The sequence below is a fragment of the Dokdonella fugitiva genome, from assembly GCF_004342425.1.
In the GTDB taxonomy this organism is placed as follows: domain Bacteria; phylum Pseudomonadota; class Gammaproteobacteria; order Xanthomonadales; family Rhodanobacteraceae; genus Dokdonella_A; species Dokdonella_A fugitiva.
On the sequence record NZ_SLWQ01000006.1, the window covers coordinates 172,419 to 197,257 of the forward strand.

General features: G+C 68.4%; 18 protein-coding genes. 9 read left to right on the forward strand and 9 right to left on the reverse strand.

The features are described 5' to 3' along the window. The first annotated feature begins 76 nt into the window (after nt 1-76). Entirely contained in the window at nt 77-1,549 is a 1,473-nt protein-coding gene (locus EV148_RS12135; protein WP_131998576.1) for a hypothetical protein, read from the forward strand. A 283-nt stretch (nt 1,550-1,832) separates the two neighbouring features. Further along, nucleotides 1,833-3,359 (forward strand): hypothetical protein, encoded by a 1,527-nt coding sequence (locus EV148_RS12140; RefSeq protein ID WP_131998578.1) that lies wholly within the window; start codon nt 1,833-1,835, stop codon nt 3,357-3,359. Between the two features lie 229 nt (nt 3,360-3,588). Here the strand turns inward: EV148_RS12140 and EV148_RS12145 are convergent, their stop codons facing one another. The 6 genes from EV148_RS12145 to EV148_RS12170 all read right to left on the reverse strand — a co-directional run bounded on the left by EV148_RS12145 (nt 3,589) and on the right by EV148_RS12170 (nt 9,901). Then, nucleotides 3,589-4,044 carry a carboxymuconolactone decarboxylase family protein gene (locus EV148_RS12145; protein WP_131998580.1) on the reverse strand — a complete coding sequence of 152 codons (456 nt, stop codon included), beginning with the start codon at nt 4,042-4,044 and terminating at the stop codon, nt 3,589-3,591. A 40-nt stretch (nt 4,045-4,084) separates the two neighbouring features. Further along, nucleotides 4,085-4,978, reverse strand: a complete 894-nt coding sequence (gene sigJ, locus EV148_RS12150) for an RNA polymerase sigma factor SigJ (RefSeq protein ID WP_131998582.1) — start codon at nt 4,976-4,978, stop codon at nt 4,085-4,087. Between the two features lie 224 nt (nt 4,979-5,202). Continuing rightward, nucleotides 5,203-7,251 (reverse strand): glycosyl hydrolase family 18 protein, encoded by a 2,049-nt coding sequence (locus EV148_RS19100; RefSeq protein WP_131998584.1) that lies wholly within the window; start codon nt 7,249-7,251, stop codon nt 5,203-5,205. Between the two features lie 815 nt (nt 7,252-8,066). Then, on the reverse strand, nt 8,067-8,474 hold the full coding sequence (locus EV148_RS12160) for an SRPBCC family protein (RefSeq protein WP_131998586.1): 408 nt from the start codon (nt 8,472-8,474) through the stop codon (nt 8,067-8,069). A gap of 157 nt (nt 8,475-8,631) precedes the next feature. Beyond that, a complete protein-coding gene (locus EV148_RS12165; RefSeq protein WP_199222772.1) occupies nt 8,632-9,375 on the reverse strand; it encodes a DUF72 domain-containing protein in 744 nt (247 codons plus the stop codon). 67 nt (nt 9,376-9,442) lie between these two features. After that, complete coding sequence (locus EV148_RS12170) at nt 9,443-9,901, reverse strand: DUF1801 domain-containing protein (protein WP_131998590.1); 459 nt, start codon at nt 9,899-9,901, stop codon at nt 9,443-9,445. Nucleotides 9,902-10,286: 385 nt separating this feature from the next. Here EV148_RS12170 and EV148_RS12175 point away from each other — a divergent pair, with 385 nt between their 5' ends. The 3 genes from EV148_RS12175 (at nt 10,287) to EV148_RS12185 (ending at nt 14,158) form a co-directional block, all read left to right on the forward strand. Next, nucleotides 10,287-11,828: an FAD-dependent monooxygenase gene (locus tag EV148_RS12175; RefSeq protein ID WP_131998592.1), complete on the forward strand. Its 1,542-nt coding sequence runs from the start codon at nt 10,287-10,289 to the stop codon at nt 11,826-11,828. A gap of 148 nt (nt 11,829-11,976) precedes the next feature. Then, a complete protein-coding gene (locus tag EV148_RS12180; RefSeq protein ID WP_131998769.1) occupies nt 11,977-12,477 on the forward strand; it encodes a lipocalin family protein in 501 nt (166 codons plus the stop codon). A gap of 97 nt (nt 12,478-12,574) precedes the next feature. Further along, the gene (locus EV148_RS12185; protein WP_131998594.1) at nt 12,575-14,158 is read left to right on the forward strand and encodes a Na+/H+ antiporter; all 1,584 of its coding nucleotides are present in this window, start codon (nt 12,575-12,577) and stop codon (nt 14,156-14,158) included. 662 nt (nt 14,159-14,820) lie between these two features. Here EV148_RS12185 and EV148_RS12190 read toward each other — a convergent pair. After that, nucleotides 14,821-16,836 (reverse strand): serine hydrolase domain-containing protein, encoded by a 2,016-nt coding sequence (locus EV148_RS12190; protein ID WP_131998596.1) that lies wholly within the window; start codon nt 16,834-16,836, stop codon nt 14,821-14,823. Between the two features lie 315 nt (nt 16,837-17,151). On the opposite strand from EV148_RS12190, the gene EV148_RS12195 reads away from it, so the two are divergent. From EV148_RS12195 to EV148_RS12205, 3 genes are all read left to right on the forward strand, one after another. Further along, on the forward strand, nt 17,152-18,303 hold the full coding sequence (locus EV148_RS12195) for an SPFH domain-containing protein (protein ID WP_131998598.1): 1,152 nt from the start codon (nt 17,152-17,154) through the stop codon (nt 18,301-18,303). A gap of 95 nt (nt 18,304-18,398) precedes the next feature. Further along, nucleotides 18,399-19,703 (forward strand): TFIIB-type zinc ribbon-containing protein, encoded by a 1,305-nt coding sequence (locus EV148_RS12200; RefSeq protein WP_131998600.1) that lies wholly within the window; start codon nt 18,399-18,401, stop codon nt 19,701-19,703. Between the two features lie 19 nt (nt 19,704-19,722). Then, nucleotides 19,723-19,974: a hypothetical protein gene (locus EV148_RS12205; RefSeq protein WP_131998602.1), complete on the forward strand. Its 252-nt coding sequence runs from the start codon at nt 19,723-19,725 to the stop codon at nt 19,972-19,974. Nucleotides 19,975-20,287: 313 nt separating this feature from the next. On the opposite strand, the gene EV148_RS12210 is transcribed toward EV148_RS12205, so the two are convergent. Further along, nucleotides 20,288-22,537, reverse strand: a complete 2,250-nt coding sequence (locus EV148_RS12210) for a right-handed parallel beta-helix repeat-containing protein (RefSeq protein WP_131998603.1) — start codon at nt 22,535-22,537, stop codon at nt 20,288-20,290. Between the two features lie 348 nt (nt 22,538-22,885). Further along, on the reverse strand, nt 22,886-24,013 hold the full coding sequence (locus EV148_RS12215) for an NAD-dependent epimerase/dehydratase family protein (RefSeq protein ID WP_131998605.1): 1,128 nt from the start codon (nt 24,011-24,013) through the stop codon (nt 22,886-22,888). 297 nt (nt 24,014-24,310) lie between these two features. Between EV148_RS12215 and EV148_RS12220 the strand changes: the two genes are divergently transcribed. Then, nucleotides 24,311-24,805 carry a DUF1801 domain-containing protein gene (locus tag EV148_RS12220; RefSeq protein WP_241988073.1) on the forward strand — a complete coding sequence of 165 codons (495 nt, stop codon included), beginning with the start codon at nt 24,311-24,313 and terminating at the stop codon, nt 24,803-24,805. Nucleotides 24,806-24,839: the final 34 nt, after the last annotated feature.

The window sequence follows — 24,839 nt, forward strand, 5'->3', positions numbered from 1 at the left end:
TGGCCCCGCACGCCGCGCTTTCGCGTGACCCTTGCAAGGCGCCGATCGTCGGCGCCGACTACCGAGCGAGGGGACGATGCCCATTTTTGCTACCAGCCCGGCGGCGCGTGCCGTCCGCGATCATGCGCACGCGCGCCTGTCTGCCCGCGGAGCGCTCGCGCTCCTGCTCGCGGCGAGCGGGGCCGTCCTCGCCGACGACGGCGATCCGGACCCGACCTTCTCGGGCGACGGCAAGGCGACGTTCGCGTGGCCGGAGACGTATTCCGGCGGGGACGTGTTCCAGGTTTCGATGCGCGGGGTCGCGACACTCGCGGACGGCAGCGTGGTCGCGGCGGGTGCGTTCGACACGGGGACGATCGGTGACGGCAGGTTCGATGCCTGCGGCGTCGCGAAGTTCAGGCCGAACGGCGCGATCGACGCCACATTCGGCCTCGGCGGCTGGCAGCTCGTGCCCCTCGGCACACCGCCGTCGGACGACAACTGCATCGGCATCCTGCCTGCCCCCGGCAACGGCATGTTCGTCATAGCGGCGACACGACTCATCGTGCCCCCCTACCAGACGCTCGGCATCGTCAAACTGCGTGCGGACGGTTCGCCCGATACGACGTTCGGCAGCGGCGGCAAGGTGAGCATCACGAGCCAGCCGTTCGGCGCGAACGCAGGCATGTTGTTCAACGGCGCGGTACTCGCGCCCGACGGCAAGATCCTCGCCTACGGCTACTGCAGCAACTGCGGACACGGCAGCTTCGAGGATTTCATGGTCGTGCGCATCCATCCGAACGGCAGCGTCGACAATGGTTTCGGCAACGCGGGCTGGGTCAGCTTCGGCCGCACCGACGAGACCGACCATTACCTGCCGGAGGTCGCGACCACGGTCGCCGTGGACAGGCACGGGCGCATCGTCATCGGCGGCCATCGCGAGGACTACGACGATCAGGACGACCGGGGCATCCCGATGCTCGTGCGCCTGCTGCCCGACGGCGACGTCGACACGAGCTTCAACGGCACCGGCTTTCGCGACATCGACCTGCTCGGCAGCTACACGGTGCCCGCGATCGCGATCGATCCGTACAACGACGGCATCATCGTCGCCGCGACCATCAACCCGACCCCGGGTGTCACGCCCGGCACGCTGGTGTTCCGCGTGCGTCGCAACGGCAGCCTCGACACGAGCTTCGGCGAAGGCGGACTCGTGCCGCTGCAATACGAAGACGGATCCGAGATCGCCGCGCTCGCGGTGCGCCAGGACCGCCGCATCGTCGCCGCCGGCTGGATCGACCCGGCCGGCGCCGACACGCGCAACTTCTTCGCCGCGCGCATGCACTTCAACGGCGTGCTCGACAGCACCTTCGACGGCAACGGCGTCAACCGCTACACGTTCAGCGCAGGCACCGCGGACGTGCAGGTCGCGACCGCGATGACGCTCTCCGGCGAGCGCCCGGTCATCGCCGGCCTGCTCACGCCGCCGGGCCCGTTCCCCGACGCCTACACGCTCGGCGTGCTGCGCCTGCAGTCCGACGCGATCTTCCGCGACGGGCTCGAACTCTGACTCGGTTCAGCGAGCAAGGCAAGAGCGAAAGACTGAAACACGAAGGACAGGAAGAACACGAAGGAAAGCGGTTCAAAGGTTGAAACACGGAGCACACGAAGTACACGGAGGAAAGCTTTCCTTTCGAAATGCTCTCTCGCCTTATCTCTATCTCTCTTTCGCATTTCCTTCGTGTCCTTCGTGTTTCAGTCTTCCGCTCCGTACGCGGCCCCTGTGTCACAACGAGCGCCCGAACGGCGTTACAGTGGGGACCGGTTCGAGGCCGGGGATCCGGGGAGCGAACATGAATCGCACGACCGTTCTCATCCTGCAGTGCGCGTTCGCCGTGACGGCGCACGCGGAGCACGAACACGCCTCGCACCCTGCGCCGGAGGTGCTCGGTGCGGTGATCTTCCCGACGACCTGCGCGGCGAGCGTGCAGCCGCGCTTCGAGCGCGCGCTCGCATTGCTGCACTCGTTCACCTACACCGAAGCCGGGAAGGGTTTCCGTGACATCGCCGCGGCGGATCCGGGCTGCGCGATCGCGCACTGGGGCGTCGCGATGTCGCTCTACCATCAACTCTGGGACGCGCCCGCACCGGCGGATCTCGCGAAGGGACTCGCCGAGCTCGACCAGGCGCGCCAGCTCGGCACGGGATCGACGCGCGAGCGCGCGTTCATCGACGCGACGACGGTCTACTACACCGACTACGACCACGTGCCACCCGCTGCGCGCGCGAAGGCGTACGAACAGGCGATGGCCGACGTCGCCGCGCGCTTCCCCGATGATCCGGAGGCGCAGATCTTCCACGCGCTCGCGCTCGTCGCGACCGCGCCGCCGACGGATCGCTCGCACGCAAACCAGAAGCGCGCGGCCGACATCCTCGAACCGCTCTATCGCCGCTACCCGCAGCATCCCGGCCTCGCGCACTACCTCATCCATGCCTACGACAGCGCCGAGCTCGCGCCGCGCGGCCTCGACGCTGCACGCGCGTACGCGAAGATCGCGCCGTCCGCGCCGCACGCGCTGCACATGCCCTCGCACGTGTTCACGCGGCTCGGCTACTGGGACGACTCGGTCGCCTCCAACCTCGCCGCGCGCAAGGCCGCGCACCACGCAGGCGACGTCGGCGAGGAACTGCACGCGATGGACTACCTCACCTACGCCTACCTGCAGCTCGGCCGCAACGCGGACGCGAAGCGTGTCGTCGACGATCTCGCCGCGATGCACGGCCTCGGCGCCGGCAAGTTCAAGATCGGCTACGCCGCCAACGCGATACCCGTGCGCTACGCGATCGAGCGTCGCCAGTGGGCCGAGGCCGCAAAGCTCGAACCGCTGCCCGATTCCGAACCGCACGTCGCCGCGATCGTCTACTGGGCGCGCGCGGTCGGCGCATCGCGCGGCAGGCATCCGAAGGACGCCGACGCCGACATCGCGGCGATCGACGCGAGCATCGGCAAGCTCGACGCGGCCGGCAACGCCTACTGGGCGACGCAGACGCGCGCGCTCGCCGACTCCGCGCGCGCGTGGCAACTGTTCGCGAACGGCAAGACCGACGACGCGATCGCGCGCCTGCGCGCCGCCGCCGACACCGAGGACGCCGCGGAAAAGCTGCCGGTGACACCAGGCCCGATCGTGCCTGCGCGCGAGCAGCTCGGCGACCTCCTGCTCGAAGCAGGCAGGCCGGCGGATGCGCTGCGGGAGTACGAGACGGCGCTGGAGGGAGCGCCGGGGCGGCGTGGCGCGTTGACCGGCGCCGAGCAGGCGGCGGAGCGCAGCGGCGACGCGGACGCGGCGAAGCGGTATCGCGAGCCGCCGTCGAGGTCGTGACCGTCGAGGTCGTGAGCGCGCGAGCGCGACGCCACAGGACAGGGCGACGCCGCGAGAACCCGAACGGATCTGCACCCCTGGACGTCATTCCCGCGAAAGCGGGAATCCATGTTGCTGTTGCGCTTCACCCTGCCCTCTCCCGCAAGCGGGAGAGGGGAAAGTCCATTCCTCTGACGTTCGCGGGAGAGGGGAATGTCCATCACCTCTCCCGCTCGATGCGACGCGACGATCAGTGCGACGCCGGCTTGTAGTAGCCACCGATCGTGCGCGCGGCGATGTTGATGCGGTTCCAGCTGTTGATCGTCACGGTGAGCAGGGTTAGGTCGACGAGTTCCTGCTCGCTGAACACGTTCTTTGCCTTCTCGTACAGCGCATCGGAGACGGGTTCGGCGCCGGCGAGTTCGGTGAGTTCCTCGGCCCACTGCAGCGCGACCTGTTCGCGTTCGCTGTAGAGCTTGGTCTCGCGCCAAGCGGGCAGCAGGTACAGGCGCTGTTCGGTTTCGCCGGCGGCGCGCGCATCCTTGCTGTGCATGTCGAGGCAGAACGCGCAGCCGTTGATCTGCGACACGCGCATGAGCACGAGCTGGATCAGGGCGGGCTCGAGGCGGCCGGCGTCGTGGACGGCGCGACCCAGGTCGATGAGCGGCTGCATCGCCGGGTAATGGCGCTGGATGTTGAAACGCATGACGGACTCCTTGCGATACACGCGGCCGGAATCGGCCGCTTCAATGCAAGGACGCGGACGCGCGCGGTTTCGTGACAGCGTGGATGCGCGCGAGCTTCTCCGGATGGCGCAGTGCGTGGATCGCGGTGATGCGATCGCCGTCGCCTTCGACCCACATCGCGCTCGCGAGCACGTCGCCGTCGTACATGAACAACGCGGGTTCGCCGTTGAGCATGGACAGTTCGTAGCGCACGCCGCCGAGGTTGCGCGCGAGCTGCAGGTACAGCCGCGCGAGGCGATCCGCGCCGTGCAGCGGGTGCAGGGTCGCGCGCGCGACGCCGCCACCGTCGCTGACGTGCACCGCGTCCTCGGCGAACAGCGCGCGCAAGGTATCGAGGCGCGGCTCCGCCATCGCGGCGACGAAGCGTTCGAGCAGGCGCTTCTGCATCGCACCGTCGACGTGGAAGCGCGGCCGCCCTTCGCGCAGGCGCGCTTTCGCGCGGTGCACGCGCTGGCGGCAGGCGTCCTCGGCGATGTCGAGGATCGCCGCGGCCTCGGCGTGGCTGTAATCGAACACTTCGTGCAGCAGGAAGGCGGCGCGTTCCTCCGGACTCAGGCGTTCGAGCAGGAGCAGGAACGACAAGGTCAGCGACTCCCCGCGTTCGAGCGTCGCATCCGGCGACCCGGTGTCGTCGGGGAGCGGCTCGGGCAGCCACGGGCCGACGTAGTGCTCGCGCTCGGCCTTAGCGCGGCGCAGGCGATCGAGCGCGAGGCGCGTCGTCACCGTGACGAGCCAGGCTTCGGGATCATCGAGCGCCGCGAGGTCCTGCGCGTGCAGGCGCAGCCAGGCCTCGTGCACGATGTCCTCGGCGTCCGCGGGCGTGCCGAGCATGCGATAGGCGAGCCCGAACAGGCGCGAGCGGTGGGTTTCGAACAGGGTGGTGGCGGCATCCACGGGCGTATTCTCCGTCAGTCGATGCCAGGACGTATGGGCGGGCTGGAACGTGACAGTCGTGGAGCCCCTCGCGTGCACGTCGCGCCGGCGCCCCATCGGATAGGGCGGACCAAGGCGCGTAGCGCCGGTGCGCGGCTCGACCGCCCCTACGGTTTCTGCGTACGAACCGCCCCGGCCGAAGCCGGGGCGGCCCGCATCCATCGCGCGGGATCAGCCGCGCCGGGTCATTGCAACCCGTTCCTGATCGCGGTCGCGAGCGTGCCCTGCGCGTCGTCGCCGCTGAACTCCCAGAAGAACGCGCCGCCGAGGCCTTGCGTCTTCACGTAGCTCATCTTGGTCTGGATCATCGCGGGCGTGTCGTAGCTCCAGAACGTCGTGCCGTTGTACGCCCACGTCGCCATCGCGGCGTTGTCGGTGTAGATCGGGTAGTTGAGGTTCTTCAGCACGTGGTAGTCCTCGTTGCCCGCTTCGTACGTGCCGGGCGCGGGGCTGCCGGACTGGTAAAGGCCGTGGTTGCTGCCGGCCGGCACGTTGGTCCAGCCGCGGCCGTAGAAGCCGATGCCGAGCGAGAGCTTGGCGGGTGGCACGCCGCGCGACAGGAATGCCTCGATCGCGTCGTTGGTGTTGTAGAACTTCTGGTCGCCGGTGGACGGATCCTGCGGCGAGGCGAACAGCGCCGAGTGATGATTGGTCTGCGCATCCCACGAGCCGTGGAAGTCGTAGGTCATCACGTTGATGAAGTCGAGCGACTGCGAATACGTCGCCGGGTCCGTCACGCGGATCTTGTCGACGCCGGCGCCGGCCGCGATCGTGAGCAGCAGGCCCGGACGCACCGCGTCGAGCTGGCGTCGGAACTCGGCGAGCAGCGCGGTGAAATTCGCGCCGTCCTCGGCGCTGCCGCAGCTGAGGCCGCACGCGACCGGGTATTCCCAGTCGATGTCGATGCCGTCGAACACGCCCGCGGCCGCGCCCGCCCCGCCCGCCCCGTCGCTCGCGGGCAGGTTGCCGCGGATGTAGGCGTCGATGCACGAAGCGACGAAAGCCTGGCGGTTCTCCGGACGCGCCGCGCTCGAGAAGCCGCGCGACCAGGTCCAGCCGCCGAGCGAGATCAGCACCTTGAGGCCCGGGTACTTGGCCTTGAGCTGCTTGAGCTGGTTCCAGTTGCCGCGCAGCGGCTGGTCCCAGGTGTCGGCGACGCCGCTCACGCTCTCCGCCGCGCCGAACGCCTTGGTGTAATCCGCGAACGCGTCGCCGCCCGCGCCCGTGTTCGGGTCGGACGGGATGTTCACGCCGACTTCGCAGCGGTTGTTGCGCACGTTGCCGAACGCGTAGTTGATGTGCGTGAGCTTGGCCGCCGTACCGCTGGTGTCGATGTTCTTCACGCGGTAGTTGCGCGCGTAGATGCCCCACTGCGCGAAATAGCCGAGCACGCGCTTGCTGCCGGGCGGCGGCGTCGCCTTCGTGCTCACGCTGACCGGCGCGCTCAGCGCGGAGGTGTTGCCGGCGCCGTCGCGCGCGCGTACCTGGAACGTGTATGCGGTCGATGGCGTAAGCGCGGTCGCCGTGTAGGTGGTGCCGCTGACCGTCGCGAGCGGGCTGCCCCCGCGATAGACGTCGTAGCCGGTCACGCCGACGTTGTCGGTCGACGCGTTCCAGCCGAGGCTGATCGTCGTATCCGTCTGCGACGGCGAGGCGAGCCCTGTCGGCACGCTCGGCGGCGTGGTGTCGTTCTGCGCGGCCTGCACGGCGACCGACACGGCGTTCGACGTCGTCGATGCGCCCTGGTTGTCGGTGGCGACCGCGGTGAGGCTGTAGTTGCCAGCCGCCGCGTTGCTCCACGTGACCGAATACGGCGCGCTCGTGTCGACGCCGAGCGAGGTCGTGCCGCGGAAGAACTCCACCTTGGTGATGCTGCCGTCGCTGTCGGACGCGGTCGCGCTCACCGTGATGTTCGCGCCCGCCGCGAACGTGCTGCCGTTCGCCGGCGCGGTGACCGACACGCTCGGCGGCTGGTTCGTGCCACCGCCACCGCAAGCGCCGAGGTCCTGGTACCAGCCGCACGACGGACAATAGTTCGGTGCGGCGTTCCAGATCGGCACGAGGGCCTGGTACAGGCGACCCTGGTAGGTCATGCGGTCGCCGGGGTTGTAGATCGTGCTCGCGTTCCATGCGGCAACGCCGTTGCAGTTGACGGTCTGCGCGAACGCGCAGGCGCTGCACGCGAGCGTGAACAGCCATGGCAGGAATCGAAGTCTGCGGATCAAGTCGGGCATGGTCGTGCTCCGGTTGTCGTCGTTGAACAATGGCCGGGAGGGCCCGGCCGCTCTCTCCGCCCGCGATCGCTCTCTCCCGATCGCGGGCAATGCGAAACCGCGGCAGGCGCGCGACGCGCCTGCAGTGAAGGCAGCACGGAAAGGCCGCGCGCGGAGCGACGCGGCTCGGGTCAGGCGAGGCTTGCGATGTGGCTCATGTCGATCACCCCATGCCGTAGTCGGTCGGACGTGTCACGAGCAAATGCAGATCGGCCGCCGCACGCGCGGCGGTCACCATGGAACCGGACGCGGCATTCGATCCGCGCGACCGACTCCGTGATCGATTGCGGCGGCCGCAAGTGCAGCGCCGCGACCGACGTGGAAATCCGCCCCGAAGCGTGCGCGCGGATTGACAACGTTGTCAAACGATTTTCCTCAATTTGTAGACGGGCGCACATTTTGCGCCGGATGTTGCGGCGCCGCGTGATTTTGGCCTGAAACGGGCCAATCGCGCATGATCGACGACCGGCGCCGACGTGTCGGTGGCGTCTGTGCAATGCATCTTCGCGGGATCACGATGTCAGTTGGCTGACAACCTTGTCATCCTGCGCCCCAGGACGACCGGACGGTCTCCCGTCGCACGCGCGGTGACTGCAGGAACCCACCCTGTGGGGGCGACCGCAACGTCGCGATGCATCGAGGCGCGGCGGTCGCGCACAAGGGTGCGCCTGCAGGTGATATGCGCCGCGTTGATGTGGGAGCAGCGGAAGTCGCAATGCATCCTGCGCTGCGCTGGTGGCGGCACGCGTCGTGCGCGTACCGCCCTACGGTTCCGCTCAACCCTTGCCTTCGACGTATCGCGCGAAGTTGTCGAGGATCGCCTGCCAGCCCTGGCGCTGCATCTCGACCGGATTCTCCGTCTCGGCGTCGAACGTCACGCGCACGTCGACGCCCTCGCCGGCGGGCGCGAACTCGACGACGGCCGCGCGATCGCCGAAGGAGAACTCGAGCCGCTCGTTGGGCACGACCTTCGTGTACGTGCCCGCGAAATCGAAGCCGAAGCTGCCGTCCTTCGCTTCCATGCGCGAGGAGAACTCGCCGCCCTCGCGCAGATCGACCGTGGACGCGGTCGTGTGCCAGTCCTCGCTCGCCGCATTCCAGCGCAGGATGTCCTCCGGCGTCGTGTACGCGCGCCAGGCGGCGGCGACGGGGGCGTGGACGTGGCTTTCGACGCTGATCTTCATGGTGCATTCCTCGATGATGGATGGACAAAAGGGCCGGGCTTTCCGGCCTTCACCACATGCGACGAACGAGCGACACGCCGATCGACATCGAATCGCGCGACGACATGACCTTCGGGAGCGCGGCTTTTCCGCGCAACCCTCGCCATCGCGAATCGCCCTACCCACGCCCCGGCGCCCTCACCAGTGCCTGCAGCTTCAACGCATCGCTCGTCGCATGACGCCCGGCCGTGTTGTCGAGGATGCACCACCGCTCGCGCGTGCGCGCGCTGCGTCGCGCGAGGCGCGCCGCGATGCGCCCGAGCGCGGCATCCGCATACGCGTCGTAGTACACGCGCGGCGAGCCGTGCAGGCGGATGTATTCGACCGCATGATCGCCGCCCGGCACCGCCGCGCGCGGGACGCGCGCGGGATCGGCGGCGACGCGGGCGATGCCGAGGTCACGCAAGGCTGCGTCGACCGCGGCCGTGAACCATGACGCGTGGCGCGGCTCGCACGCGACCGGCCCCTCGTGCAGCTTGCGCAACTGCCTGAAGAACGCGAGCGCCGTGGCCGCATCGAATCCGAGGTTCGGCGGCAGTTGCAGCAACAGCACGCCGAGTTTCCGGCCCAGTTCATCCACCTGCCCGAGGAACGACTTCAGCTCCGACCTGCAATCGTCCAAGCGCCGGTCGTGGCTGATCACGCGCGGCATCTTGGCCGCGAAGCGGAAGCCTGCCGGCACCATTCCGGCCCACTTCGCATAGGTCTGCGGGCGGTGCGGCCGGTGGAACGAGGAGTTGATTTCGACCGCAGCGAACACGCGCGCATAGCGCTCGAGGTGCGAGCCTTCGTGTGGGAATGCATCCGCCTGCGTCGTCGCGATCGACCAGCCGGCGCAGCCTATGCGGATTCTCGTGTGCATGGCGACACATCGTCGCGGTTCGACCATGAACGGCCGATTTCCCACGCACGCGCCAGCGTCGGCTCGGCTACGAAACGCCTTCGCCGTCCAGCCGGCCACGCACGTCCGCGTAGGCCGCGTGGATCAACGCCAGCAACGCCGCTTCGTGGACCTTCCCGCCGGGCCGAAGCTTGACGTGGCGCATCGCCTTGCCCGTTCCCTGCAGCAGACCCGCAGGATCGCTGAGCGCGGCACCGTGGAAGAAGCCGACATTGACGTGCGCCTTGAACGTCGCGACGTAGGCGAACGCCGCGTCGCCGACGCAGGCGGTCGGCTGACCGTCGTGCATGAGCTCGCGCACGTCGTCGCCGCAGGCACGCAGGCGTTCGAACCACGTGCGTGCGATCGAGCGCAGCTCGGTCGGGCCGGTGCGCAGCCATGCACCGACGTCCGCAGCGCGCTTCACCGCTCCGGACAGGCGAAAGACGTCTTCGCGGCCGGTCAGGTCGCGCAGATCCAGCGGAAGGCGACGCGTGCGTTTGCTCATCTCATGCAAATCCTGCACTGCGAAAAGCATCGCGGCTTCCGCCGCTCCCACGAACGCGGCATGCGACACCATCTGCAGGAGCGCACCCTGTGCGCGACCGTCGCGCCCCGGTGCCGCGCGGCGCCTGGTCTCCACAAACGCGCGCGGGTGCTTGCATGCAGGAGCGACATCAGTCGCGATGCCCTTGCTGTTCCGTTGCGCCGGCACGGCGGCGGATTCGCGCTACGCGCCTTGATCTGCCTTGCGACGCTTGCATCCGTCCGATGCTGAACGAATGCGCCGCAAATCCGCCCTTCCCCGTTTCACTATCCTAAACCATCGGGGGCTTGCGGCAAGCCCCCGCCCAAGGCGCCCAATCGCCGGCCTCGAACGGGCCGGAGGCGCCATGAATCACCAGCCATCATCCAATGCCGCGCGCAAGCGCGACCAGCATGCCGTCGTCATCGCCGGCGGCGGGCCGACCGGGCTCATGCTCGCGGGCGAGCTCGCGCTCGCGGGCGTCGACGCCGTGATCGTCGAGCGGCGCGCGAGCGAGCAACTCGAAGGTTCGCGCGCAGGCGGCCTGCACGTGCGCACGATCGAAGTGCTCGACCAGCGCGGCATCGCCGAGCGTTTCGTCCTGCAGGGCACGCGCCATCCGGTCGTGCACGCGCATCCGGCGCAGCTCGACATCAGCGACACGCCGACGCGACATCCATACACGCTCGGCCTGTGGCAGGGCCACATCGAGCGCACGCTCGCCGCGTGGGTCGGCGAGCTCGGCGTGCCGATCCTGCGCGGACGCGAGGTCGTCGGTTTCGTGCAGGACGACGACGGCGTCGAGGTGCGGCTCGGCGACGGCACGTCGTTGCGCGCGCGCTACCTCGTCGGCTGCGACGGCGGCCGCAGCGTCGTCCGCAAGGCCGCGGGCATCGGGTTCCCGGGCTGGGATGCGACCAGGAGCTGGCTCATCGCCGAGACGCGGATGAGCGACGAACCGGCATGGGGCATGCGCGAGGATGCGATCGGCACGCACGGTATCGGCAAGTCCGGCACCGACGGCTTCGTGCGCCTCGTACTGACCGAACGCGAGCTGGCTTCGGAGGGCGAGCCGACCCTGCGTGACATCAGCGACGCGCTCGTCGCGGTCTACGGCACGGACTTCGGCCTGCATGACCCGATCTGGATGTCCCGCTTCAACGACACGACGCGCCAGGCCGCGACCTATCGCGACCGTCGCGTGCTGCTCGCGGGCGACGCCGCGCACGTGCATCCGCCGGTCGGTGGCCAGGGTCTCAACCTCGGCGTGCAGGACGCGGTCAACCTCGGCTGGAAACTCGCGCAGGTCGTCAGGGGCGCCGCACCCGAAGGCCTGCTCGACACCTACCATGCAGAGCGTCACGCCGTCGGCGCACGCGTGCTGCGCAACACGATGGCGCAGGTCGCGCTCGGCCGCAGCGACGAACGCACCAAGGCACTCGCGGCGGTGATGGTCGAGCTGCTTGGCGCCGACGATGCGCGGCGCGCGTTCGCGGCCGAGATGAGCGGGCTCGCGATCCGCTACGACCTCGGCGAAGGCCACCCGCTGCTCGGGCGGCGCATGCCCGATCTCGATCTCGCCACCCAAGGCGGCGCGCTGCGCACATACACGCTGTTGCACGAGGCGCGGCCGCTGCTGCTCGACTTCAGTGGACGCGCGGCCCCCGACATCGCCGGGTGGCGCGATCGCGTGCAGTACGTCGCTGCGCGGTGCGAGGGACCATGGGAGCTGCCCGCGATCGGCACGGTACCGGCGCCGGGCTCCGTCCTCGTGCGTCCGGACGGCTACGTCGCATGGGTCGGGGAAGGTTCGCACGAAGGCCTCGCGGAGGCGCTCGCAACCTGGTTCGGGCCCGCCGCGGCCCGGTCTTCGCGGCGCATGCGCAGTGGCCATGACAGCGCGCCCTGACTTCACCTCTGCATAGGCGGTTCGAACCGTGTCACGTGCGCATGCCCGAACGCGGCTGAACGATCGCCGACGCCCGTGCGCGCGGCGTTCCGCGGGATTCACGCCGCGCCGACTACAACGAGCCGCTCCGCCACAAGGGAAACCCATGATGGACACGCACGACGAACCGCGCACCGTTCCCTCGCTGGACCTGCATCGCTATCTCGGCACCTGGTACGAGATCGCGCGCCTGCCGGAGCGGCATGAGCCCGCCGATTACACCGACATCACCGCGACCTACACGCTCGACGACGATGGCAGCGTGCGTGTCGACAACCGCGCGCTCGACCGCGAAGGCGAACCCGCGCAGGCCATCGGCAAGGCGACGGTCGTCGAAGGCAGCGGCAATGCCAAGCTCGAAGTCAGCTTCATGCCCGAAGGCCTGCGCTGGGTCCCCTTCACGAAGGGTGACTACTGGGTGCTGCGCATCGACGGCGGTTACCACACGGCGCTCGTCGGCACGCCCGATCGCAGGCACCTCTGGCTGCTGTCGCGCACGCCGACGATCGACCCGGCCACGCGCAGCGCGTTCCTCGACACCGCCGTGCAACAGGGCTACGACCTCGACGGACTCATCACGACGCCGCACCGGGGCATCGTGACGGCCTGAAGGTAACGCGCCGGACCGTTCGCGGGTCCGGCGCGGCATCTCGACGCGGCGACCTGATTTCGGCGACAGTTCGCCGATCGATGCCGGGAACGCCGCCATGGATTTCGTCCACCTGTTCCAGCTGACCATCGCGATGATCCTCGCGATGATCGTCCTGCACTACCTCGCCCATCGCGCGGGCCTGCCGCCGCCGGTCGCGCTGATCGTCGGCGGCGCGACGCTCGCCTTCGCGCCGGGGCTGAGTTCGTTCCCGATCAATCCCGAACTCGTGCTCGTGCTGTTCCTGCCGCCGCTGCTCATGGACAGCGCGTGGGTGATCGCGCTCGGCCAGTTGAAGCGGCACACGATCGGCATCGCCGCGCTCGCGGTCGGTGCGGTGCTGTTCACGACACTCGTGGTCGCGGTCGTCGCGCACCTCCTGGTCCCGTCGCTGCCGTGGGCCGCGTGCGCGGCGCTCGGCGCGGTCGTCGCGCCGCCGGATGCGGTCTCCGCGCGCGCCGTGCTCGAGCGCGTGAAGCTGCCGCGGCGGCTCAGGATCCTGCTCGAAGGCGAAAGCCTGCTCAACGACGCGACCGGCCTCGTGCTGTTCCGCTTCGCGATCACCGCAGGCATCACGGGCCAGTTCAGCGCGGGTGCGGCGATCGGCCAGTTCGTGCTGCTCGCGGTCGGCGGCGCGGTCATCGGCAGCATCGTCGGCTACACCTGGGTCAAGCTCGCGCGCCGCCTCGACGACGAATACCTCATCATCGCGGCAACGTCGCTGCTGTCGTGGATCGCCTACCTGCTCGCCGAGCGCGTGCACGTGTCCGGCGTGATCGCCACGGTCACCACCGGCCTCATCGTGAGCTGGCACGCGCACACGGTGATCTCGGCGTCGGCGCGCATGCGCGGCGGTTCGTTCTGGGACACGATGATCTTCCTGATCGAGGCCGGCGTGTTCATGCTCATTGGCCTGTCGCTGCGCGGCGTGATCGAGCGCGCCGGCGGCCTCGGGCCGATCATCGAAACGATGGGCGTGCCGAGCCTCGCGATCCTCGCCGCGATCACCGCCGCACGCTTCGCATGGATGTTCGCCTCCGACGCGATCATCCTCGCGTGCCGGCGCATCGGCCTCACGCGCCACGCGCCGATCGGGCCGCGTGCATCCACCGTCCTGAGCTGGGCCGGCGTGCGCGGCGTCGTCACGCTCGCGCTCGCGCTGAGCGTGCCGGACGCGTTCCCCGGCCACGACTTCATCCTCGTCGCCGCCTCGGTCGTGATCCTCGGCACCGTGCTGCTGCAGGCGACCACGTTCAATCGCGTCATCGCCTGGGCGAGGCTGTCGGAAGCGCCGTCCGAAAAACCGCCGCTGACGATGCACGAAGCGGAGGCGGCGATGGCCCAGGTGCAGCTCGCGATCGTCGAGCGCAATGCCTACGACGCCGACGGCAAGCTCGTCCATCCACAATTGCTCGATCGCTACCAGCGCAGGGCCAGCGCAAGCATCAACTATGCGGCGCGCCCCGATCACTACTCGCCGATGCTGCACGCACACTTCGACCTCGTGCTCGCCGCCGTCGCGATCGGCCGCGCCGAACTCATCCGCCTGCACCGCGCCGGCGAAATCGATGACGACACGCTGCACGAACTCGAACGCGATCTCGACCTCGAGGAACTCGGCGCGTTGTCGGCGAAGTCGTGACCGGGAACATGCGACGACGCATGCCTTTCGGTTCTCCGCCTCGTACGAACGATGCATACCGCTCCGTTCGCCCTCGGCGCAGGCCAGGAGGGCCGGAGTCGCTCGGGAAGGCGGCGCGCGGGGGAGTCATCACCAAGCCGCTGGTGATCGTGGGTAGGAAGAAGATACATTCTTCCAAGTGTGGCTCACGAACTTCGTCGATTGCCTAGACGAAGCGAACACGATCAGCTCGCCGCAGCCGCATCGCCTGCAGGGAAGAATCGGCGTCATCAAGACCCCGGCATTCGACGCAGGAAGATGGGACGGCTCCGATCTGTTCAGCGTTCCCCAAGACCCGAACAATAGGATCTTCTGCACGGACCGGTTCATGGAGGCATGGAGAGCCGCTTCGCTTCGCGGTGCCCTGTTTTCGCGACGACTGTTCGACCCTGAAGCCATTGTTTGCTGAGGCGCGGCCGGGTAAGGGAGATCAGCGTCATGCCGCGAATCGGGCAGACAGAGCGCTGTGGGTGAGGCGGGAGGCGTGCGGGGGATAAAGATCAAAATGGATTCCCGCTTTCGCGGGAATGACGTCGGTGGGCGGCGTCGGGTTACCCCACCCTGCCCTCCCCCGCGAGCGGGAGAGGGCGGCGGTCGTGCGATGGTGCGACGACCTCGGTCCGTCAGCCCTTGTCGGCGGACGACTTCACTTCGGTGAAGACGTACTCGTGCTGGCCGTCGCGGGCGATGAGGCGGCGTTCGGTGTCGGTGTCGGCGCGCACGAGGAGGAAGCCGCTCGCGATCGGGTCGATCATCACGTAGGCGAGGCTGCCGTCGGTTTGCGGGCTGGTGGCGATCTCGGATTTGAAGGCGCCGACGTCCATCCAGGCCTTGCCGCCTTCCTTCGTGACGATGATGTCGCCGAGTGCGTCGCTGTGGTAGCGCGGCGCGAGCGTGGCGAGGGCGGCGGCGTCGGCGGGGTACTGGATGAGCTTGCGTTGCGCGTCCCACGAGGCGCGGCTGCCTTTGGCATTGGCGTCGGCGGTCGCGAGGGCCTGCGGTTCGCCGTCGAACATGAGTTCGTTGAGGCGGCGCTTGAACGGCCCGCGCAGCATCACGCCTTCGTCGGAATTGGTGAGGATCACCGCGCCGACCTTTTGATCCGGCCACCACATCATGTTGGAGTGGAAGCCGTCCATGTCGCCGCCGTGGTCGACGATGGTAACGCCGTCGCTCTTGTCGACCATCAGTGCCATCGCATAATCGCGGTCGACGCCGAGCGCGATCTGCGGCTGGCGGCGCTCCAGCAGCGCGGCTTCGCCGATGTAGCGCGTGCCGTCGGGCAGGAGGCCCTTGCGGATTTCCATCTGCACGTACTTGAGCAGGTCGTTGACCGTGCTCCACGCGGCGCCCGCGGGGCGCGAGGCGCGGATCGTGTCGTTTAGGCCCATGCCCATCACGCGCACGACGTGGTCGATGTCGTAGCCATGCGGTGCGGCGTAGTCGCCGGTTTGCGCGGCGGCGTAGTCGAACGTGGTGTCCTTCATGCCGAGCGGATCGAACACGAGCGATTGCATCGCCTGGTCGTAGCCTTTGCCGAGCTCGCTGCCTGGATAGGCGATCTGCCCGCCGATGAAGCCGGCCGCGGCGGCCATCGGGTTGGAGTACTGGAAGAGTTCGCCGAAGGCGCTGGTCGGCTGCATCGTGCCGAGCGTGGCCATCACGCTTTCGGGCGTCTGCTTCTCGCCCTCGAACAGCCATTCGTAATCCTGCCGCGGCAGGCCGGTGCAGGCGCAGATGAGGTGCTTCACGAGCACCTGCTTGGTCGTGTCGGCATTGCCGAGCTTGAACGCGGGGTAGACGTCGGTGACGTGCGCGTTCCAGTCGAGCTTGCCCGCGTCGACGAGCTTGGCGAGCATGAGCGTGGTGAGCGCCTTGGTGTTGGAGGCGATCATGAAGCGCGTGTCGGCGTCGACTTTTTCCGGCTTGCCGAGCGCGCGCACGCCGAAGCCCTGCGCCATGACGACCTTGCCGTCCTGCACGATGCCGATCGCGACGCCGGGCACGTCGTATTCGCTGCGCATGTGCTCGACGAAGTCGGCGACCTGCTTGAGGCGCGCGTCGTCGAACGTGTGCGCGGTGCGGCCCTTGAACGATTCGCGCTTGTAGTCGGCGGGCAGCAGGCGCTGGTTGATCTTGCCGAGCTGCGAGGCGCGCTTCTCGGCGAGCGCCTGGTCCATGTCGACGACGAGCACGGTGAACTTCGTGCCGCGGCGGAACGCACCAGCGTACACCGCGCGCTTCGCGTTCGGTGGCACGTCGTAGTCGTAGAAGCGGCGTTGCTCCCAACCGTCGCGTGGCGCGGCGTCGTTGGCGACGAGGAACTTCGGCGAGAGCTTGAGCAGTTTCCAGCCCTGCTCCACCGCTTCGTCGGCGGTCTTCGCGGACGCATCCATGATCGCGATGCGCGAGCCGTCGTTCTCGGGCGGCGTGAGGATCACGCCCTTCCCTTCCGCCTTCTGCGACCAGCCGGCGGGGAGGATGAAGGTCGCGTTGTGCGGCGTCTTCGACGGTTTGTCGGCGGCGGCGCTGGCGGATGTCGCCGCCGTGGCGGGTTTGGTGTCAGCGTAGGCGTGCGGCGCGACGCAGGCAAGCGTGAGCGCGAAGGCGAGCGCGCCGAGGTTGAACGAGCGATCCATGGACGACTCCGGTGGAAGGGGCCGGTCGAGTCTCGGTGACGTGGAATGCGTCGTGCAAGTGTCGGTGGTGGCGAATCGCGTGTCTCGCTCCGAAGACCCTCGCCCAGACCCTCTCCCGCAAGCGGGACAGGGAAAACAGCTGTCTCCTCTCCCACTTGCGGGAGAGGTCGCGCCGACAGGCGCGGGTGAGGGAAACCGGAGCGAGACGCAACGCACACCGGCCCCACGCCTTCCGTCACTGGCCCCACCCCTCAGGGAAGGTATATTGCACACGCAGGCCGGCACGGTGCCGGCCGCGGAAACGCGGGAGACGTCATGGGTCTTGTGCAGGCAGCGGTGGGGGCAATCGGCGGTACGCTCGCCGACCAGTGGAAGGACTTCTACACGGTGCCGGACGGCTTGCCGGCGACGGCGGCGCTGTTCGCCGCGGTGCCGCGCGGCACGAATGCCGGGCGCGGTTCCAACACGAAGGGCTCGTCGAACATCATCACCGACGGCTCGAAGATCGTCGTGCCGGAAGGCTACGGCCTGCTGCTGTTCCAGGACGGCAAGATCACCGGCTTCGCATCGGAAGCCGGCGGCTACGAGTGGCGCTCGGACGACATCAATTCCAAGTCGATCTTCACCGGCGGCGGCCTCGTCGACTCGCTGATCAAGCAGAGCTGGGAGCGCTTCAAGTTCGGCGGCCAGCCGGGCTCGCAGCAGGCGGCGTTCTTCGTCTCGCTGAAGGAGCTGCCGGACAACCGCTTCGGCACGCAGTCGGAGATCTACTGGGACGACGGCTTCCTCAATACGCAGGTCGGCGCGATCACGCGCGGCTCGTACACGCTCAGGATCGTCGACCCGATCCTGTTCGCGAAGAACTTCGTGCCCGCGACCTACCTGCAGCCGGGCCAGGTGTTCGACTTCACCGACATGGACAACGCGGCGGCGGCGCAGCTCTTCAATGAAGTGGTGGGTTCGCTCGCGCCGGCGTTCAGCCTCTACACGAACGATCCGTCGAAGGGCAATCGCATCACGAAGATCCAGCAGGATTCGATCGGTTTCGCGAAAAGCCTGTCGGATGCGGTGGAAGCGGCGTACCAGTGGAAGTCCGATCGCGGCCTCGCGATCGTCAAGACCGCGATCGTCTCGATCGAGTACGACGCCAACACGCGCGAGCTCCTCAAGAACGTGCAGCGCGCGGATGCGCTGTCCGGCGCGCGCGGCAATTCCAACCTGCAGGCGAGCGTCGCCGCGGGCCTGCAGGCCGCGGGCGAGAACGGCGGTGGCGCGGGCATGATGGGCATCGGCATGGCGTCGGGCATGATGGGCGGGCTCGGCGGCCTGCAACAGCCGGTCGCACCGGCCGCGCCGGCCGCGGACGATCCGGTCGCCAAGCTCAAGAAGGCGAAGGAGATGCTCGACCTCGGCCTCATCACGCAGGCGGATTACGACGCGCTCAAGAGCAAGGCGCTGGGGCTGTAGCGATTCGGCAGACGACCCCCACCGCCGTCGTCCCGGCGAAAGCCGGGATGGCGGCGACACGATGGCTTACCCGAATTCGCGGACCGCACGACACCATGTCCAACGCCAACCCGCCATCGGGGCCGCGCTACACCGGCCCCGGTTCGCCGCAGGACGTACCGCCCCTACCCGGCCAGACCGGCATCGACCCGGCGACGATGCCCGAGCCGATCCGCAAGGAACTCGAGGCACCCGACCCCGTCGCGATCGACACCGCCTCGAAGGAACTCGAGGACGGCGTCAACCGCTGCCCGAAGTGCGGTTCGACCGAGGTCCGCCACAAGCCCGGCAGCGACCTGCTCGTGTGCCTGTACTGCCGCCACCAGTGGCAGAGCGAACGCGTCGAGGAACAGTTCGGCCTCGGCGAGGGCATCGACCAGCTCGAAGGCACGGTCATCGCCTCCGGCGCGCGCGACATCGCGGCCGACGCGAAGGCGCTGATGACGTTCAAGTGCAGCGGCTGCGGCGCGGAAGTCACCATCAACACCGAGAACGCGATGACCGCGCGCTGCCACTGGTGCCGGCACGTGCTCGGCGTCAACGAGCAGATCGCCAACGGCGCGGTGCCGGACGCGGTGCTGCCATTCCATATCAGGAAGGACGACGCGGTCGCGCGCATCCGCCAGTTCGTCGACAAGCGCCGCCTGTTCGCGCTGAAGGAATTCAAGGAACAGTTCACGCCCGAGAACGTCGTCGGCGTGTACCTGCCGTACATGATCATCGACGCCAACGCGAGCGCCGACATCCGCGGCCAGGGCGAGATCGAGACGCGCCGCTACACCAAGGGCAGCGGCGACAACAAGAAGACCTACTACGATGCCGACGTCTATCGCGTCGAGCGCCACGTCGACTTCACCGTCGACGACCTGCCGCTGGAGTCGTCGTCCGAGCGCGGCAACCTCGACACGCGCCGCAACACCAACAACATCATCAATACGATCCTGCCGTTCGACACCAAGAACGCGGTGAAGTGGAACGCGTCCTACCTCGCGGGGTTCACGTCCGAGAAGCGCGACCGCGACGTCGAGGCGCTGCGTCCGCGCCTCGAGGACCAGTTGCTGTCGATCGCGCGCGCGCAAGTCGAGCCGTCGGTGAAACGCTACGGCCGCGGCGTGCGTTGGGAGCGCGAACGCCTGGACGTGCGCGGCACGCGCTGGGTATCGATGTACCTGCCGGTGTGGCTGTACTCCTACCACCAGCCCGGCAGCAACGGCGGCATGCTGCACTACATCGCCGTCAACGGCCGCACCGGCGAGACGATGGGCAGCGTGCCGGTGCAACAGTGGAAGCTGCTCGCGACCGCGCTCACGGTCGGCACCGTCCTCGAAAGCATCGTGCTGTGGATCCTCGCCCACTCGTGAACATCATGGAGCACCTGTCATGAGCGACGACGGCGGCCTCTGGCTGCTCGCCCTCGGCCCGGCCGGCGCGACCGGCCTGTACTGGGCGCTGTACCGCTATTACCGCAACACCGACAAGTCGCACGCGTTCGAGCGCGAGACCAAGGTCGAGGCGAAGCCCATCACCGGGACGGACACCAAGATCGACGAGATCATCGGCACGCGCGAGACGCGCATCCGCGGCGACAACGTGAGCGCGTACCGCACGCGCGTGCAACGCGACACCTCGTAGGCGCCGGCATCGCGCGCAGGGCGGTACGCGCTGCGCGTGCCGACGAAGCTCCGATGGTCGCGCGTGTCGCGAGGTTGCCCGACGCACCCATCTCCGCGTCGTGCGGACGACGTACACGTCTCCGTTCGCCTGGGCGCAGGCCCGCAGGGCCGGCGTCGGAGGGCGGTCGGGGACCTCGCGGGCGTTTTCGACTCCGCTCGCTGCGCGAGCTGCGCTCAACGCGAACGGTGATATGGCTTTACGCCGGGTTCGCCCTACGAGTACCACGAGTACGGCTCCCCTCCCGCCGCGCGGAAGGGGAGCCGCCGCCACATCACGGCGCCTCGAATCCACTCTTGAAGACGCGGTCGTTGCCGACGACGCCGACGGCGTTCGAGTACTCGGACGTGTTGTTCGCCGTGCACGCCGCCAGGATGATGCCGTTGTTGCCGGCGAAGCACTTGAGCATCGCCTGCCAGCCACCGCCGCCCGCAGGCGTGTCGGTCAGCGGCGTGATGTCGGTCGCGGTCATCACGATGCGCCGCCCCGGCGCGACGCTGCCGAACGTCGCCGTGCAGCGCCCGCCGGAGCAGGCGGCGCTGTTGGCCGGCGTGCCCGCCACCGTCGTCGTAACGAGCTGCTCGCCGAGGAGCGTCATCGACGTCGCTCCGGTCGTCGTCAGCGCATCGATGACGAAGAACTCCATGCGGAAGTTCGCCACGCCATGCGTGCTGATCGTCCACTGCAAGCTCAGGCTGCCGTCGCTCGTCGGCGGCGAGGAACCCGCGCACACGCCCGAGACTTCATTGCCGGCGCAGATCTGCGGCGGCGCCTGGTCGCGGTTGGCGTAGTTCGCCGGGATTTCCGAATGCGGGCCATCGGCCGCGTTCTCCGGATGCTCGAGGTCGATGTCGATGCCGGCGAACGCCTTCGCATTGCCGAACACCCGGTTGCGACGGAACAGGTTGGCCCAGCCGTTCTGGTCGCCGCCGCCGTTGCGCAGCTTGATGCCGTTGCGCTTGTTCGCGGCGATCGTGTTCGCTTCCGATGCCGTCGCGCCACCGATCGTGGTCGCGCTCGCGGCATTGATGTGGATGCCGTCGACGCCATTGCCGAGCGTCATGTTGCCGGCGAACGCCGGGCTCACGCCGATCGAGTTGCCGGCGATGCGCGTGCTCGCGGTCGAGCTGCCCTTGACGACGATGCCATGGCGCGCGTTGGCGGCGATCACATTGTTGGTGATCTCGTTGCCGGTCGACGTCACGATGATGCCGTCGCCGGCGTTGCCGTACGCGCTCGAATTGAGCGGCGTGCCGGCCGGGAACTCGGCCAAGCCGATGGTGTTGTGGAGCACCTTCACGCCGTTGCTCGAGCCGGTGATGAGGATGCCCGCGCTGTCGTTGCCGAGCGTATCGGGGAAGCCGTTGTTGTTCGCGCCCTTGTTGTCGGAGACGACGTTGCCCGGGCCGATCACGAGCGAGGTCATGCTCGGATTGAAGCTCGTCGGGTCGGTGTCGGGCTTGGTGTTGGCGACGATGCCGTTGAGCGTGTTGCCGATGTGCACGCCCTGCAGTCCGGAGCTGAGGCCGATGCGGTTGCCCATGATGAAGTTCGGCAGGAACACGCTGCCCGCATCGACGCGGATGCCATTGGCACCGTTGCCGCTGATGACATTGTCCGGGCCGATGAGGTTGCCGAACGTCGAGCCGACCAGGTGCACGCCGTCGCCGCCGTTGGGGATCGCGACGTTGCCGCTGGCGTCGGTGCCGATCATGTTGCCGCTGACCGTGACCGCGGCGAGATTCTCGCTGAAGATCTCGATGCCGTTCTGCGCATTGCCGGAGATCACGTTGTTGCTGATCAGCACCGGGTGCAGCGAGGCGAGCGCGGTGGCGAGGTTGCTCGAGAACGCCTGGATGCCGGACGGGTCGACCGGCTGCACCGGGAAGTTCTGGTACAGGTTGAGCAGGAAGTTCGAGCTCGTGTCCGGGTAGACGTGCGAGGCCGACACCGAGATGCCGTGGCCGCTGTTCGGCATCGCCAGCACGCCGGCGGCATTCACGCCGATGAAATTGCCGGTGAACACGTAGTCGTGGCCGTTGGCGCTGATGCCGGCGCCGCTGCAGTTGCCGATCACGAGGTTGAACAGCTTGGAGCCGCTGGCGCCATCGGCATGGCCGAGCGCAGCCGTGCCCGAATCAATGAGATCGAAGCAGCCGTGGCCGTTGCCGTTGATCGTGGCGTGGTTGCCATTGACGGTGAACGGCGCGCGCATCTGGGTGAGGCTGCCATTGACGATCGTGATCGCCGGCACGCCGATGTTGATGACGTGGCTGCCGGAACGGCCATTGCCGAACTTGATCGCCGCGCGCAGGGTGCAGTGCGAGGTATCGCCGATCGCGGCGCAGTGGTCGGTGATCGACGGATCCTGGTCGGTGTCGCCACTGGAGTTGATGGTATAGACGTCGGCCCAGGCGGGCGCCGCGATCGCGGCCAGGAGGCCCATCACCAGCCAGCGCGCACGGCGCGGCACGCGTTCGGAAACATGGCCGGTGCGCTCGCGCGCGGGTCGTATCGGTTTCATGGCACGTCCTTTTCCTTCGGGTAATGAACGGTTCGCGGGCGTCGAGCCCGGCCCCGGGAGCGCTCGCGGGCGCCTCCCATCGGGGTTCAGTAGCCGATACGAAAAAGGACCGGGGTTGCAGACAGACCGGGGCCAAGGTTTTCGCGGGGCGCTCCGACTGCGGCGGCTCCGGCCTCAGGCGCGGAACCGCCCGACGCTTCGTCGTCGCGCCGATGCGCAAGGTCCGTAGGCGAACCAAGCCGCGCAGCGGCGGATCCGCCTCGCGGGCTGCGTCTGCCCTGAAAGGCAACACGCTTCATGCACCTGCGTGTCGGCGCCTGGCCCTCCGGTGCCGGCGTGCCGCCGCGCTCAGGCGGATCGTGCCCGCCAAGCCTTGAGCAGGTCGGACTCCTGCTCACGCGTGAGGCCTGCGCGGAGCTTGGCGCGGCGTTCGGCCGGCTGGCTGCGGAACCACGCGAGGAGGTCGGTGATGGTGGTTTCGAGCGGGCGGAAGGTGAGGCCCGCGCGGAGCGCGCGCGTGTTGCTGACGGCGCCGTAGCCGGCCAGGCTGCCTTTGCGCGACACCCAGATCGGGAGGTCGGCCTGCCGTGCCTCGAGGAGTTCCGGCGCGACGTGCGTATATGTCGGCTTCGCGCCCGTCGCCTTCTCGCAGGCGCGCAACACCGCGTCCATCGTCGTCGGCTTCGCCGGACCCAGCGCGTTGAACGTGCCGGGCGTGCCCGCCTCCGCGAGCCGGATCATCCATTCGCCAAGGTCGCGCCCGTCGATGAACTGCACCGGATCGGCACCGTCGCCGGGCACCAGCATCTCGCCGCCCTGCGCGACGCGGTGCGGCCAGTAGGTGAAGCGGTCCGTCTCGTCGCGCGGCCCGACGATGAAGCCCGGTCGCACGATGGTCACGCGCTCGCCGAATTGCCGGCGCGCTTCGGCTTCGCTCAGCGCCTTGAGCGGGCCGTAGAGGCGTTCGAGATCGGCGCGCAGCGATGCCTGCGTCTCGCCCATCGCGTCCTTGCCTTGGTAGACGGCGAGCGCGTCGCCCTCGTCGATGCCGCGCTTGCTGCCATCCGCATACACCGAGATCGTCGAAATGAAGAGGTAGTGCGCGACCTTGCCTGCGAGTACCTTGCCCGCATCGCGCACCCAGAACGGCAACGTCGTCGGGTTATCGATGCATACGTCCCACCGGCGCCCCTTCAGCGCGTCGAGATCGCCCGTATTGCGATCACCGAACAGCTGCTCGACATGCCCCGGCCATTCCGGCGACGGCCGCTTGCCGCGGTTGAACAGCGTGACCTTGTGGCCGCGCGCGAGTGCGTAGTTGACCTGGAACGGGCCGGTGAAGCCGGTGCCGCCGAGGATCAGGATGTCGAGCGACTTGGATGCCTTGCCGACCGGCCTGGCGTCGCGCGCGAACGCGAGGGACGGCAGCATGGGGCCGAGCGCACCCAACTTGAGCAGGTCACGGCGAGTGGTCATCGAAGCCTCCGGATGGGTCGCTCGGCACGGTCGCGCCTGCCGGCGGCATCATGAGCCATAGGATGGGCCATGGCCTACCGATTTCTCGCCGAATCGGCATCAACCCACGCCGAAGCGCGTAGGGCGGTACGCGCGTAGGGCGGTACGCGCGTAGGGCGGTACGCGCGCAGCGCGTGCCGCCGCGGCCCGCCCCAACATTGTCGAGGCGCCCCCGCTGTCGATCCCCATCGTCCCCGCTCGTCGTACCCACGAAGCCTTTCCACGGAACCACAGGGAGCGATCACGATGACCCGAAAAATGGCCACACCCGCCACCTCCGCGCCGCGGAAATCATCCAAGGCGTCGACCGATCCCGCAGCCACCGCGCCGCTGCCCCAATCCCTCAACGGTAAAGCCAGCCCCGCCAAAGCCGCCGTCGGCGACGCACCCGTGTTCGCCTACATCGCCAGCCTGCCGCAGCCGCAACGTGCCATCGCCGAACGCATCGACGCCCTCGCCGCCCGCACCCTTCCCGGCCTGCAGCGCAGCGTGAAATGGGGCATGCCCTACTACGGCGTCGGCGACGGCTGGTGCTTCTGCTGCGGCGCGTTCGCGAGCCACGTGAAACTCATGTTCGTCAACGGCGTAATGCTCGACCCGGTACCGCCCGTGACGCCGGTGGCGATGGGCAAGGCGACGCGCGGCGTCGAACTCGCCTCCGTCGACGACATCGACGAGCGGCAGATCGCGGCGTGGATGACGCAGATCACGGCGATGCCGGGCGTAGGGAAACGTCCGCAGAAGAAGGCATGATTTCGAACGTGTGCGCGGCAGGCGACCGTCGGTC